14 protein-coding genes are annotated in these 13,086 nt (G+C 52.5%); 10 read left to right on the top strand and 4 right to left on the bottom strand.

The genetic code is table 11. The annotated features are described in order from the left end of the window. Positions 1-5: 5 nt before the first annotated feature. The 7 genes from NOS26_RS04260 to NOS26_RS04290 all read left to right on the top strand — a co-directional run bounded on the left by NOS26_RS04260 (position 6) and on the right by NOS26_RS04290 (position 5,303). Positions 6-1,439, top strand: coding sequence for a glycoside-pentoside-hexuronide (GPH):cation symporter (locus tag NOS26_RS04260; protein WP_014015521.1), 1,434 nt, complete (start codon positions 6-8; stop codon positions 1,437-1,439). A gap of 12 nt (positions 1,440-1,451) precedes the next feature. Next, the gene (locus tag NOS26_RS04265) at positions 1,452-1,886 is read left to right on the top strand and encodes an HIT family protein (protein WP_014015522.1); all 435 of its coding nucleotides are present in this window, start codon (positions 1,452-1,454) and stop codon (positions 1,884-1,886) included. Further along, a complete protein-coding gene (locus NOS26_RS04270; protein ID WP_014015523.1) occupies positions 1,879-2,826 on the top strand; it encodes a sugar kinase in 948 nt (315 codons plus the stop codon). The genes NOS26_RS04265 and NOS26_RS04270 overlap by 8 nt, the downstream gene beginning before the upstream one ends. A 69-nt stretch (positions 2,827-2,895) precedes the next feature. After that, positions 2,896-3,534: a bifunctional 2-keto-4-hydroxyglutarate aldolase/2-keto-3-deoxy-6-phosphogluconate aldolase gene (locus NOS26_RS04275; RefSeq protein ID WP_014015524.1), complete on the top strand. Its 639-nt coding sequence runs from the start codon at positions 2,896-2,898 to the stop codon at positions 3,532-3,534. Between the two features lie 359 nt (positions 3,535-3,893). After that, positions 3,894-4,238 carry a hypothetical protein gene (locus NOS26_RS04280; RefSeq protein WP_014015525.1) on the top strand — a complete coding sequence of 115 codons (345 nt, stop codon included), beginning with the start codon at positions 3,894-3,896 and terminating at the stop codon, positions 4,236-4,238. 12 nt (positions 4,239-4,250) lie between these two features. After that, positions 4,251-4,691 (top strand): Rrf2 family transcriptional regulator, encoded by a 441-nt coding sequence (locus NOS26_RS04285; RefSeq protein WP_014015526.1) that lies wholly within the window; start codon positions 4,251-4,253, stop codon positions 4,689-4,691. A gap of 24 nt (positions 4,692-4,715) precedes the next feature. Continuing rightward, the gene (locus NOS26_RS04290; protein ID WP_014015527.1) at positions 4,716-5,303 is read left to right on the top strand and encodes a phosphatase PAP2 family protein; all 588 of its coding nucleotides are present in this window, start codon (positions 4,716-4,718) and stop codon (positions 5,301-5,303) included. A 117-nt stretch (positions 5,304-5,420) separates the two neighbouring features. Here the strand turns inward: NOS26_RS04290 and NOS26_RS04295 are convergent, their stop codons facing one another. Beyond that, complete coding sequence (locus NOS26_RS04295; RefSeq protein WP_014015528.1) at positions 5,421-6,719, bottom strand: lactate racemase domain-containing protein; 1,299 nt, start codon at positions 6,717-6,719, stop codon at positions 5,421-5,423. 187 nt (positions 6,720-6,906) lie between these two features. Then, entirely contained in the window at positions 6,907-8,997 is a 2,091-nt protein-coding gene (locus NOS26_RS04300; RefSeq protein WP_014015529.1) for an OPT family oligopeptide transporter, read from the bottom strand. Positions 8,998-9,251: 254 nt separating this feature from the next. Between NOS26_RS04300 and pepD the strand changes: the two genes are divergently transcribed. From pepD to NOS26_RS04315, 3 genes are all read left to right on the top strand, one after another. Then, the gene (pepD, locus tag NOS26_RS04305) at positions 9,252-10,706 is read left to right on the top strand and encodes a beta-Ala-His dipeptidase (protein ID WP_014015530.1); all 1,455 of its coding nucleotides are present in this window, start codon (positions 9,252-9,254) and stop codon (positions 10,704-10,706) included. 170 nt (positions 10,707-10,876) lie between these two features. Continuing rightward, complete coding sequence (locus NOS26_RS04310; RefSeq protein WP_014015531.1) at positions 10,877-11,134, top strand: 4Fe-4S binding protein; 258 nt, start codon at positions 10,877-10,879, stop codon at positions 11,132-11,134. Continuing rightward, on the top strand, positions 11,131-11,832 hold the full coding sequence (locus NOS26_RS04315; RefSeq protein ID WP_014015532.1) for an FprA family A-type flavoprotein: 702 nt from the start codon (positions 11,131-11,133) through the stop codon (positions 11,830-11,832). Before NOS26_RS04310 ends, NOS26_RS04315 begins: the two co-directional genes overlap by 4 nt. On the opposite strand, the gene NOS26_RS04320 is transcribed toward NOS26_RS04315, so the two are convergent. Then, positions 11,815-12,435, bottom strand: coding sequence for a hypothetical protein (locus tag NOS26_RS04320; protein WP_014015533.1), 621 nt, complete (start codon positions 12,433-12,435; stop codon positions 11,815-11,817). The genes NOS26_RS04315 and NOS26_RS04320 overlap by 18 nt on opposite strands. A gap of 10 nt (positions 12,436-12,445) precedes the next feature. Next, positions 12,446-13,021, bottom strand: coding sequence for a xanthine phosphoribosyltransferase (locus NOS26_RS04325; RefSeq protein ID WP_014015534.1), 576 nt, complete (start codon positions 13,019-13,021; stop codon positions 12,446-12,448). Positions 13,022-13,086 lie beyond the last annotated feature (65 nt).

Here is a 13,086-nt window from a genome sequence, read left to right on the forward strand (position 1 = left end):
GTGCAATGAGCACACAAGAAGGGACGTTGCCGAACAAGAGCGTAACGACTGAAACGGCAGCTTCTAAGGAAGGCCATGTGAAATTATCATGGCGTGAAAAAATCTGTTATGGTTTCGGTGACTTTGGCAACGGTTTCATGTTCGACTTAGGCCAGGCATATTTGACGAAATACTGGATCGACGTCTGCACCATTCCGGCAGCCGCCGTAGCCGGCATCTTCGCCTTTACGAAAATTTTCGATGCTTTCATGGATCCTATCGCCGGGTCCGTCATCGACGGCCGGAAGAATATCGGGCCCCGCGGCAAGTTCCGCCCGGTCATGATGGCTTCGGCTGTCATCCTGGCCATTTTGACGGTCATTACCTTTACCATGCCGGACTTGTCACCGACGGGTAAGATTCTCTTTGCCTATGGTGCCTATATGGCCTGGGGCCTCGTTTACTCGTTTACTAACATTCCATATTCGTCCCTGGCCAGCGTCATGACCCGCGATGTCGAAGAACGAAGTCAGATGGCGACGACTCGTCAGGCCGGTTCTATCGGGGCCCAGCTCATTACCGGCATGGCCTTCGTACCGGTCGTCCTCATGTTCGCATCGCCTCATGAAGGCTTCTTTGCCGCGTCTATCGTCATGTCCATCATCGGCGTCATCGGCTTTGCTATTTGCTATTTCAACTGCCATGAACATGTTCCGGTCAAGCGCAATACTCAGAATGAACAGAAAGCGAAATTCTCGGACTACATTAAACTCGTGTTTACTAATAAACCGCTTCTGTGCATCATTTTGATGACCTTGTTTACTATTTCGGCCATGAATACGAATAACCAGATGATGATTTTCTTCTGCCAGTATAACTTGGGCCATATGGGTTTACAGCCGATTGTAAACGGTATCATGATGGGCTGCTCCGTCGTCGGTATCCTGCTCATTCCCAAACTGGTCAAGATGTTCGGCAAGAAAAAGACGGCCATCGGCGGCCTGCTCATCGGCTGTGCTGCGGACCTCCTGAACTTCGTCATTCCGACCAATATTTACACTTTCATCATCTTGGTCACCATCGGCTACGTCGCCCTGGCTATTCCGAACGGCGTCACCTGGGCTTTCGTTTCTGACGTCATCGACTACAGCGAATGGCATAACGGCATCCGTAAAGAAGGCATTACCTATGCGGCTTTCAACTTCTCCCGTAAAATCGCACAGGCCCTGGCCGCTGTTGTAAGTTCGGGCATCCTGGTCCTGACGGGCTATGTCGCCAATGCCGTCCAGAGTGAAATGACGCTGATGGGCATCAAAGCCGCAATGACCTTGTATCCTGGCGTTGCCCTGGGCATTGCCGCTATCATTCTCTATTTCTTCTATGGCCTGACCGACGATAAATTCAAAAAAATCGCCGATGATCTGAACCATGGTAAGTGGGAACACGGTACGATTGAATAAGGAGGCTTTGTCATGAAAGATAACACCTGCGGTTATTGCGTCAAAGGCGAACCGCTTGCTAAATTCGGTATTTACATCTGCGACTTATCGGTCAGTATGCTGGTCCTGTTCAAGGAACAGAGCCACCCCGGCCGCTGCATCGTCGCCTATAAGGACCATGTCAGTGAAATGACGGACTTGAGCGATGACGAACGCAATGCCTTTTTTGCCGACGTCGCCAAGGCTGCGAAAGCGATTCATCAGGCTTTCCATCCGAATAAGGTAAACTATGGTTCCTATGCTGATACGGGACATCATCTCCACGTTCATTTGGTGCCGAAATACAAAGATGATTTTGAATGGAACAGTACCTTTGTCATGAACCCGGACCGCGTTTACTTGACAGACGCCGCCTATGAGGACATGATTGATAAAATAAAGGCACAATTGGAGGCAGACCATGAGTAAAGTGCTTACAATCGGCGAGGCCATGGGCTTGCTGATTGCTGAAGAAATGGGGCCGCTGGAAGAAGTGGAACATTTTTCCCGCCATGTCTGCGGGGCAGAATTGAATTATGCCGTCGGTATGGCTCGTCTGGGCAACGATGTGTCGTATATTTCCAAGGTCGGCGTCGACCCTTTTGGGAAGTGCATCTGCAACTTCCTCAAGGCCAATGATATCCATGACGATTATGTCTGGACCGATGACGACCATATGACGGGCTTCCAGATGAAGGAAAAGGTCCTGGAAGGGGACCCGAAGGTAGCCAATATCCGTAAACATACGGCCTTTTCCCACTTCCAGCCGGCAGACCTCGCCGGTATCGACTGGACCGGCGTCGACCACCTGCACGTCACGGGGATTCCCCTGGCCCTGTCGGAATCGTGCCGGGAAACGATTTATACGCTGATGATGCGGGCCCATAGCAAGGGCGTGCACATTTCCTTCGACCCGAACCTGCGGCCCATGCTCTGGAAATCCCAGGAAATCATGGCCCGCGTCATTAACGACGCCGCCCAGTATGCTGACATCGTCATGCCCGGCCTCAATGAAGGCCGGATCCTGACGGGGATGGAAGACGAAAAGGATATTGCCGGGTACTACTTGCTGCGCGGCGTCCAGACCGTTGTCATCAAGATGGGCGGCAGCCATGGGACGTATATCCGCACGGCCGACGGCCAGGAATACCGCGTGCCGAGTTATCACGTCGACCACATCGTCGACACCGTCGGTGCCGGTGACGGCTTTGCCGTCGGCTTCACCAGCGCCATCCTCGACGGATTGAACCTGGAAGACGCTGCCCGCCGGGGTGCCGCCATCGGGGCCATGGCCATCCAGGTCGCCGGTGATAACGAAGGCTTGCCGACGAGAGAGAAGCTTGAAGCGTTCATGGATGCGCAGCACTAACCTGTTAAATGCGTAGGGGCGCCCATGTGGGGCGCCCGCCTGAAGTGTGTGAAAAAGGAGTTCTGAACAATGGATAAACTTGATGTTGTCAATAAAATTAAAGAAATCGGCATCGTTTCTGTCGTCCGCGGCAAGACCCCGGAAGAAGCGATGATGATGTCCGAAGCCTGCATCAAAGGCGGCGTCACGGCCATCGAACTGGCCTTCACGACGCCGCGGGCTCATGAAGTCATCGAAGCCCTTTCCAAGAAGTACGCCGACAACCCGGATGTCATCATCGGTGCCGGCACGGTCCTCGATGCCATTACGGCCCGCATTGCCATCCTCGCCGGCGCCCAGTTCATCGTATCGCCGGCACTGGACGTGGAAACGATCAAGCTCTGCAACCGCTACCGCGTCGCCGTCATGCCGGGGACGACGACCCTCAACGGCGTCATTACGGCCTTGGAATACGGCGCTGACGTCGTCAAAATCTTCCCTGGGGAAATCCTGGGCATGAAAGCCATCAAGGCCATCCACGGCCCCCTGCCGCAGGCTCCGCTCATGCCGACAGGCGGTGTCAACGTCGAAAACGCCGGCGACTGGATCAAAGCCGGCTGCGTCGCCGTCGGTGCCGGCGGTGCCCTCACCGGTGGCGGCAAGACGGCTGATGAAATCACGGCTACGGCCAAAAAATTCATCGCTGCTGTCCAAGCTGCTAGAAAGTAAAAGTTTATAGTACGGAGCTTGTAGTTTGTAGAAGATGGCTTTAAGTTTAAAACCATTCACTAAAAACTACAAACTGCAAACTTAATACTCAAAAAGGGCTTGTCGTCGTGCGACAAGCCCTTTTTTATCTGTTTACAACCAGAGGAAAATGTTTAAATGAAGAAAATACATAAAATAAAAATATGATAACTAAGCCAATGAAGGCATATTAAATGAAAATAAATTAGTTTAAAATAGTTCAACAAAATACAAAATTTGTAACCGTTGACTTTACAATTAAAATGTCGTATGATAAGGATGTAATCAGGGTGATTCTATCCTGGATATTTTGATTCGTCTTTTATAGGAGGTTTTTTGACATGGATGCAAAAACAGTAGAATTTGTTACGACGAAAACTCACGATTTGATGGCAGCTCCCAGCTGCAACCCGGCTTTGAAAACAGCAGCTCAGGCTTGGCTCGACGCCGCTGATAAAGATGCTGCTACGCCGGCTTATGTCGAAGCTCTGAAACAGGGCGTTTCGACAATTGACGAACTCCTGGCTTTCGCGGCTTCGGAACATGCCGTACAGCTCATGGGGGCTGATGGAGCTAAACAGCTCTTGGCTCATGCTAAAGACATTCAGGCTAAAGGTGCTAAATTCTGTGATTGCCCGGCCTGCTCGGCTGACTTGGCTATCCTCCGCGAATTGAAAGCCCTTTAAGGAGTCGTCCCTATGCAGATTTCCAGTCGGTTTACCATGGCCGTCCATACCTTATTGTGCATCGACTTTTTTGGCAAGACCGAAAAAGTGACCAGTGATTTCATTGCAGGCAGTGTAGGCACCAATCCGGTCATCATCCGCAAACTGCTCATCCAGCTCAAGGCAGCTGGCTTGATCCAGGTAAAGCGCGGGACCGGGGGGACGGCCTTGGAAAAGCCTTTATCTGACATCAGTTTATATGATGTTTACCATGCCGTAGACTGTGTCGGCAATGACTCGCTCTTTCATTTTCATGAACATCCTTGTCCCCAGTGCCCTGTAGGCAAGACGATTCATGCCGGCCTGGATGACAGGCTTCATGAAATACAGGATACCATGGAAGATAAGATGCGCAGCATTTCCCTGGCCGATGTGGCTGGGACGATGCACACGGCTTTTCAAAAAGAAGCTTGATTCTTCTATTAAGGAGAGACGACGATGGTACGATCCATCTTTTTCTTCGCCCAATGGCTCATTGCCCGGCGCAGGACCTGGCTCCGTATCCTTACCTGGATTACCCGCTTCGGCTATTGGCTGTTCATCCTTTATGGCCTGCTTGAGTGGTTCCGGCCGCGGCCGATAGCGGAACAGATTAAACGTCGGAAGACTTTAGTTTACTGCCTGTTTTCCGTCATCCCGGGATCTTCCGTTTCCTGGGTCATCGGGAAAATCTGGCATCGCCCCCGGCCTTTCGCCTGCGGCGATGCAGCGGCGCTCGTGCCGCATAAGGCCAACGCTTCCTTTCCCAGCAACCATTCCATGAACAGCCTGGCCATTTCCCTGATGCTCCTGGCCCGGCGCAATCCCTGGGGGCTGCCGGCCCTGGTCTGGACAGGCGTCCTGGCCTCGTCGCGGATACTCAGCGGGCTCCATTACGTCAGTGACGTCATCGGCGGCTTCTTCATCGGAGCTGCGGCCAGCCATGTCGTTTACCACAGTAAACGCTGTTCACAACTGGCTGATCACATCCTTTACTATTGGCATGTCGGGACTGCCGTAGTAGAGACCTGGTGGCGGAAATGCTGATGGAACAGAGTTTGTAGTTTGCAGACGATGGCTTTAAATTTAAAAACATTCACTACAAACTAAAAACTGCAAACTTAATACTCAAAAGGGCTTGTCGTCGTGCGACAAGCCCTTTTTTTACCACAGATTGTCTTCTTCGTTAAACTTCCATGTAAACGGTTCGGATGTGATTGTCATGTCCGGATCGTTTTTTATATCTTCTAAGCACGAGAGGGAACATTCGATGTCTTCCAGTTTCAGTGTATTCTTGATGCGGACGACTTTGGCCTGGTTCGGGTCGGTCAGGAAGGCATGGGCCATGGCCATTTCAATGGCGTCTTTATCGCTGTTGCCGTATAAAGGTAGAAGGGCCATGCGGAAGGACTTGGCTGTAATGCAGTTGGTGTATGCCGAGGAGAAGTCCATCTTGTTTACGAAGCGGTAGCTGACGATGTCGGCCATGCCGCAGCCGGCGCCGTTGCCATGGGAAGCTTCGGTAATGTCCAGGATGACGATACGTTCAATATCCGGTGCCAAGGCGCGGAAGGCCGTTTCCTGGCTGAATCGTTCTGTCCGGCCTGTGATGTTTGGGTCCATGCCGGTACCGCTGATTTCCTTGCCGATTTCGTCGACGATGAGGACGTCGATGTGGGGCAGCTTCAGGCGCGGCATTTCCGCTTTGGCCATGGTCTGTAAGGCCGCATCGCGTTCAAAGAATTTATCGGTCGGGATGACTTCCAGGGCGGCGATGTCGTCACTGGGGCTCTGGACCATGCCGACCGAGAAAACGACGTTTACATGCTGCAAGAAGGCTTTTGACACGCGTTCCAGGTTGGGGCCGAAGGAATCGTAGCCCCAGCCGTGGAAGGTCGAAGCGCCTTTGTGCTTGCCGCAGCCGATGCAGATCATCTTCAGCAAACCCGATTCGTGTTTATATTTAAAGTGCGTATGCGGTTTAATCTTGTTGAACAGGATGATGCCGTCGGCTTCATAGGCATTCTTGTCACAGTATACGGGGAAGCCGTCTTCCAGTGTGGCCACTTCGACGACGTCCATCGTCGACAGGACGGGGACGCCTAAATAGTCTTCGTTGATGCCGAACTGGGCTAAGTGCTCTTTTTGGCCTTCGGCCGTGGCCCCGGCATGACTACCCATAGCCGGGAAGACAAAGGGCTTGGCACCCCAGGCTTTGAGCTGATCGCAAAGAGCTTTCATGATTTCCTTATAATGCGGGAGCCCACGGCTGCCGGCAGTGATGCCGATGCGCTTGCCTTTGAGGGCTTCTGTCGTTGCCGTATCCAAGGTCAGGAGCTGTTTTTTCAGGACGCCGACGGGATCGGCCAGATCTGTATGAGGGAATGATTGATGGACTTTGACCATCTGCGGGATGACGATGCCATCGGTCAGGGATTGTTTGTCGAGTTTGGGAAAGAACAAAGAAAAGACCTCCTTTTAACGTGTAATCATAGGATTAATCTACGAGATACCCCTATTATACGCTGATATGGCAAAAGAAGAAATATGCAAAAAAAGCCCTCGTGCCACAAAATGTATTGTGCACGAGGACTTTTTTTGAGGATTTTGTCGAAATTTTAATGAAATTCTAATCTAAGCGGTAGATTTCCTACTTGCTTTCAGCATCTTCCGGGCTGAACTTGGTGATGAAGATGTGGCGGACGAAGATGACGATCATAGCGATGAAGCAGAGCAGGCCGAGGATGTCTGCCGTAGACTGGAAGTCTTTGCCGACCAGGGCCAGCGGATTTTCGCTGCCGCCAGAGGTGACGGAGACGACGATGAGCAAGGCGATGATGACGCCCATGAGGCTTTCGCCGACGATGAGGCCCGAAGCAAAGAGGACGCCGCGATGGTTGCAGGCTTCTACGTCTTCTTCTTCGTGGCCAGGGCTGCGGCGGGCAGCGCGGGCCTTCAAGGACTTATGGATGAAGTAACCCATGACCGAACCGATGACCAGAGGGATTTCCAAGGTCGGCGGCAGGTAAATGCCCATGCCGACGGCCAGTGGCGGCAGAGCCAGGGATTTCGTGTTTTTCGTCAAAATGAGGTCGATGATGATGGCGGCGATACCGACACCGACACCGAAGAGGATATAGTTCCAGTCGAGGCTGGCACTGAAGATACCTTGGGCGATGGTCGTCATCAAGGTTGCCTGCGGAGCTGCCAGGGCCTGGGTCGGATCCATGCCGGCACGGGGAAGGGCGCCGGTGAAGCCATAGGCCTGATAGAGCAGGTTCAGGACCGGAGCGATGGCAAAGGAGCCGATGATCGAGCCCAGGATGAGGGCGACCTGCTGTTTCCACGGTGTAGCGCCAACAATATAACCTGTTTTTAAGTCCTGCAGGTTATCGTTGGAAATGGAAGCGATGCTGACGATGACGCTGGTAATGAAGATGGCGAAGGCTGTCGCGAACTGCGTTCCTTCCAGTGTGGCGAAGACGCCGGCCGAAGAGCCGATACCGAGGACGACCAGGGACGAAATGATGATGCCCAGGATGCCGATACCGGAAATCGGGCTGGCCGACGTGCCGATGAGGCCTGCCATGTAGCCGCAAGCAGCGGCTACGAAGAAGCCCATGAGGATGGCGACGAGGATGCCGACGACGATGAACATAATCGTTACCGACAGGGAAAGGCCGGCATTGCTGACAAAGGCATAGAACGTGATGAAGAGGCCGATGAGGATGGCCAGGAAGACCAGGCTGACCGATTTCGGCGACATGTCGATGTCCGTATGATGGAGAGCCTTCTTTTCTTCTGTGTCATTAGCGCGCAGGGCGTTGATGGACATCTTGATACCGTCGACGACCGGTTTGGCCAGGCGAATCAAGGTCCAGACGGCGGCGATACCGATGCAGCCGGCGCCGATGAAGCGGACTTTCTGCGCCCAAATGGCATTGGCAAAAGCTGCTGCAGACTGACCATCAGCCGGGATAAGCGTCGATGTCAGATAGGGGACGAAGATGTACCAGGCCAGGAGCGTACCGACTAAGATAGCCATGCCGCTGGCGATGCCGATAAGATAGCCTGCACCGAGGAGGGCCGTCGAGAAACCTAACGGAATCCTTGTGACAGCCGAGCCGATGCTGAACCAATAGCTGAACTCGGAAGAAACGACGTGGAAGCCGTTGGCACAAAGGCTGAAGAGGCCGGCCAGGGCCGTGCCGCCGACGATATCTTTCATGCCCGTTTCTTTTTTGCTCGTGTCTTCACCGGCTGCTTCTTCTCGGCGGATTTCACTGCCGACTTTCAGGATTTCAGCAGCCGCCCGGCCTTCCGGATAGGGCAGGTCGCTGTTGACGACCATAGCCCGGCGCAGGGGAATGGTGAACAAGACGCCGAGAGAACCGCCGCAGGCGCAGAGCAGCAAGGTCTGCCAGAAGGGGAAGCCCTGCCAGTAGCCGAGCATGAGCAGGCCCGGCAGGATGAAGATGATTGCAGATAAAGTGCCGGCAGCAGAAGCCTGCGTCTGTACCATATTGTTTTCCAGGATGTTGGAATGTTTGAACATGCGCAGGATTGCCATGGAGATGACTGCAGCCGGGATGGACGACGAGAACGTCAAGCCGACTTTTAAGCCCAGGTATACGTTGGAAGCCGTAAAGATAACGGTGATCAGGGCGCCGAGGATCATACCGCGGGCCGTCAATTCCGGCATACTTGGGTAGTTCACAGTCAAGTTTGATTGTGGTTTCATAAGAAAACCTCCCAAATAAAAATTTAAGCGTACTAAAACGTACTACTTCATTGATAATTCTATTATACTCAATTTTTTTTAATTCGTCATATGCCGAATTGTACACTACAGGCGGAAAATGGGCTGTATAATTACTTTTTTGCAAGTAAAAGTATACATATGAGGATAGTAGCCCCGAAGGCCTCGTCCGTGGTATAATAAATAAACGATTAAGTAATCAATCGCAGATACTTTTTGAAGGGAGCGTTTGTCATATGAACGATCAAGAAATCATTGAAGGAGTCATCCATGAATTTGCAGGACTGGCCAAGCACCCGCGTCCGTCCCACCACGAAAAAGGCGTTAGCGACTACATCGTCAGCCGCCTCCATGAATTGGGCGTAACCGATGTTACACAGGACGAAGTATATAACGTCATCGCCAATGTCCCCGCCAGCAAGGGCTGCGAAAACTGGCCGCTTACGGTCCTCCAGGGCCATATGGATATGGTCTGCGTCGCCAAACCCGGCGTCGACTTCGACCCCTTGACCAGTGAAATCAAACTGGTCCGTGAAGGCAATATCCTCCATGCCGATGGGACCAGCCTCGGTGCCGATGACGGCATTGCTGTCGCTTTGTCGCTGTACCTCATCCAGCAGGATATCCAGCATGGCCCGCTGCGTCTCATCTTCACCGTCGATGAAGAAACGGGCATGACCGGGGCCACTCACTTGGACCCGAAATACGTCCAGGATGTACAGTACATCATCAACTGCGACTCGGAATATATGGATGTCCTCTGCGTCGGTTCGGCCGGCAGCGTCCATACGCATTTCAGCCGTCCTCTCCATTGGCAGGCTGCCAAAGGTAAACAGGCGTTTACTATTACGGCGAAAGACTTTGCCGGCGGCCATTCCGGGGAAACCATCAATGACGGCAAGAGCAACGCCATCAAAGCTCTGAGCCTGGCTCTCCGCCGCGTCGCTCAGGCCGGCGTATCCTATGTCCTGGCCTCCATCAGCGGCGGCGTCGCAGCCAATGCCATTCCGTCGGAAGCATCGGCTGTCATCGTTGTCGACGATGTAAACGCCGGCGAAACGATTAAACAGGTTGTCGGTGAAGAACAGGCTGAAATCGCCGAAGTGTACGGCGAAGTCGAAAAGAACGCCCATTTCCTCGTCGAAAGCACCGACGTACCGGCTCAGACCTTCTCGGCTGACGATACAAAGAACCTGGTCAGCCTGCTGAACATCCTTCATTGCGGCGTCTTCGCCATGAACCAGATGCTGCCGAAACTGCCGGATTTGTCGGCCAATATCGGCACCATCCGTACGGAAGACGACCATGTCGCTATTCAGTACTTCCCCCGTGCTTCGGCCGATGCCCGCCTGCGTGAACTGATGACAACCCTGCCCGTTTACGCTGAGTTGACAGGCTGTGACATCGAACTGGCTTCGCCGGAACCGGCATGGACAGAAAATCCGCATAGCAAACTCGTTCCCCTCGTTGCCGACGTTTACAAAGAAGAAGCCGGCAAAGAAGCCCGCATCGAAGCCATGCACGGCGGCCTGGAAACGGGGTACTTCTTCGCTATGAATCCGAAACTGGATATCATCTCCGTAGGGCCGACGACACACGACATCCACAGCGCCGACGAATCGGTCGAACTCGATACGGTAGCTCTCCTGACCCGCATCGTCGCCAAGACCTTGGGGAAATTAAATAATTAGTGGCTCGTGATTCGTGGCTCGTAGTTCGTAGGGGCTCACTAACCCCTAACCCCTAACCACTAGCCACTTAAAACGGCTTGTCGCATATGCGACAAGCCGTTTTGTTGTTTTTGCAACAGTTTTATTCGGATATTTTTGCTATAGTATAGGGGAACAAAGGGGGGAGTACGATGGAAAAAACGCATATTGATCAACTGATTACACCTGATTATTTTAATCGGAAAGAATGTGAAGGCTGCGGCTGCTGTGTCAGCATCTGTCCTTATCATGCTTTATCCATGGAGCTTTGTGCCGACGGTGTCCGGCGGCCCCGCGTCGATATGAGCAAGTGCCTGCGCTGTAACCGCTGTATGGATGCCTGTGAAATCTACAAGTGTTATTACATTCCCCAGAAAAAACATGAGCATATCGGGAGGTCTTCATTATGAAATACTCGTTGAATCCACACATCTTTGTCTTTGGCAAGACCATCAACAAGCCGAAGATTTCTATTTCTTTCTTATCTTACCTGCTTCGGGGCAAACAGAATATCCTCATCGATACGGTTCCCGACAGAGCCGCCGAAGCCTATATCCAGGATATCGAAAGCGTCCTGCCTGTCAGCCAGATCGATGCCCTGATCCTCAACCACTCTGAAGAAGATCACAGCGGCGCCCTGCAGGCCGTCTTGGACCGTCACCCCAACCTGCCCGTATACTGCACGCCGGCTACGAAAGAACGCCTCCAGGAAAAATATCCGTCAGCTGATTTCCGCGTCGTCCAGCACGGTGAAAGCCTGACCTTAGGCGACTATACGTTCCAGTTCATCCACACGCCGGGCCTCCACTGGCCGGACAATATGGTCACCTGGCTGGCTTCAGAAGGCATCCTCTTCTCGAACGACCTCTTCGGCCAGTATTTGGCAGAAGAAACGCCTGTCGACGAAGGCTATACGAAAGAAGCCATTCTCAAAGGAGCAGAACCGTATTTTGAAAAGGTTTTTGCACCGGCTTCGACTGAAGATAAGGCCATCATCGCCGATATCGCCGCCATGCCGATCCAGACAGTCGCAACCGGCCATGGTCTCATCTTGCAGAACCAATGGCCGGCTGTCCGTGAATTTTATGTTTCAAAGGTGCTCAAATAAATATTTCGTATCGTAACTGAGGTCCATGTACTGCGCAATCGTTTCGTCGTCGAACCCGTATTCTTCCGATTTATGTGTCAGATTCCCCCATTTAATCTGCATTTTCTTCTTGGAAGTCAACGGTTCTTCGTATTCGATGCGCAGTTCTTGTGCTTCTTGGGAATGGTCCTGGACTTTGACGAACAAGCCCTTGTCGAAGGTCAGCTCATAGACTTTCCGGAAGGCATGAGGGAGCTGGAAGCCGAAGGGGACGAAATATTTATCGATGAAACTGTTGGCGATGAGGATGGAGCCGCTATAGTCCATGACGTGATTGAGCTCATATTTCAGATCCCCTGCCGGCGAATGGAAGGGGACGGGATGGATGCCGTCGATGGCCGGTGGTTCCATGCCGTTGTTGTTGGTCAGTAATTTATGGAGAGTCAGCATCTTTTCATCGTTGAAACCGAAAATCGCCGTATAACCGCGCAGGCAGGCTTCATTGTACATGATGGGGTGAAGGCCAAATTCTTCGATATTAAAAAATTCGTCTACGTCTTCGATGGCGACGATGCTGAATTTATAGGTGGCGAAATCAAAGCCGTCAAAAAATTGAGCGCGCATCATGTCCTCCTTACTCGACGAAGACGGGTTTATTATTTTCGAAACGGGCGATGCGGGCCAGGGATTCGACGCGGAAGCCGGCGTCTTCCAAGGTCTTGCGGCCGCTTTGGAAGGTCTTTTCGACGACGATGCCGATGCCGGCGACGGTACAACCGGCTTGAGCGACGATGTCCGTCAGGCCGACAGCCGCTGCGCCGCTGGCCAGGAAATCATCGATGATGAGGACCGATTCGCCGGCGTGGAGATAGGCCTTGCTGATCGTAGCCGTGTATTCTTCTTCTTTGGTGTACGAATAAATCTTAGCCGTATACTGTTCCCCTTTGGTGAGCAGGGATTTTTTCTTGCGGGCAAAGACGATGGGCAGGTTGTTCAGGGCCAGGGAAGCGGCATAAGCCACAGCGATGCCCGAAGATTCGATAGTGACGATGCGGTCGATGTGTACGTCTTTGAAACGGCGGGCGAACTCCTGACCGACGTGATTGATGAGGGCCGTATCGATTTGCTGGTTCAAAAAGTTATCAATCTTTAAAATTCGGTTGTCGATGACCAGGCCATCCTGTAAAATTCGCTGTTTCAATTCTTCCATTACTTCCATGTCCTCCCTGTGATGAAAAATGGTAAACTTTGTCTACTATAATAGTACTAGTCTAA

The sequence above is a fragment of the Megasphaera sp. SC8-1 genome (assembly GCF_024436295.1).
In the GTDB taxonomy this organism is placed as follows: domain Bacteria; phylum Bacillota; class Negativicutes; order Veillonellales; family Megasphaeraceae; genus Megasphaera; species Megasphaera elsdenii.

What these genes read in the sequence shown, in the direction of transcription:
- NOS26_RS04270 (WP_014015523.1), top strand. Translation starts at nt 1,879, where the DNA reads ATGAGTAAAGTGCTTACAATCGGCGAGGCCATGGGCTTGCTGATTGCT.
- NOS26_RS04310 (WP_014015531.1), top strand. Translation starts at nt 10,877, where the DNA reads ATGGAAAAAACGCATATTGATCAACTGATTACACCTGATTATTTTAAT.
- NOS26_RS04300 (WP_014015529.1), bottom strand. Translation starts at nt 8,997, where the DNA reads ATGAAACCACAATCAAACTTGACTGTGAACTACCCAAGTATGCCGGAA.
- NOS26_RS04315 (WP_014015532.1), top strand. Translation starts at nt 11,131, where the DNA reads ATGAAATACTCGTTGAATCCACACATCTTTGTCTTTGGCAAGACCATC.
- NOS26_RS04280 (WP_014015525.1), top strand. Translation starts at nt 3,894, where the DNA reads ATGGATGCAAAAACAGTAGAATTTGTTACGACGAAAACTCACGATTTG.
- NOS26_RS04320 (WP_014015533.1), bottom strand. Translation starts at nt 12,435, where the DNA reads ATGCGCGCTCAATTTTTTGACGGCTTTGATTTCGCCACCTATAAATTC.
- pepD (WP_014015530.1), top strand. Translation starts at nt 9,252, where the DNA reads ATGAACGATCAAGAAATCATTGAAGGAGTCATCCATGAATTTGCAGGA.
- NOS26_RS04290 (WP_014015527.1), top strand. Translation starts at nt 4,716, where the DNA reads ATGGTACGATCCATCTTTTTCTTCGCCCAATGGCTCATTGCCCGGCGC.
- NOS26_RS04260 (WP_014015521.1), top strand. Translation starts at nt 6, where the DNA reads ATGAGCACACAAGAAGGGACGTTGCCGAACAAGAGCGTAACGACTGAA.
- NOS26_RS04265 (WP_014015522.1), top strand. Translation starts at nt 1,452, where the DNA reads ATGAAAGATAACACCTGCGGTTATTGCGTCAAAGGCGAACCGCTTGCT.
- NOS26_RS04275 (WP_014015524.1), top strand. Translation starts at nt 2,896, where the DNA reads ATGGATAAACTTGATGTTGTCAATAAAATTAAAGAAATCGGCATCGTT.
- NOS26_RS04325 (WP_014015534.1), bottom strand. Translation starts at nt 13,021, where the DNA reads ATGGAAGAATTGAAACAGCGAATTTTACAGGATGGCCTGGTCATCGAC.
- NOS26_RS04285 (WP_014015526.1), top strand. Translation starts at nt 4,251, where the DNA reads ATGCAGATTTCCAGTCGGTTTACCATGGCCGTCCATACCTTATTGTGC.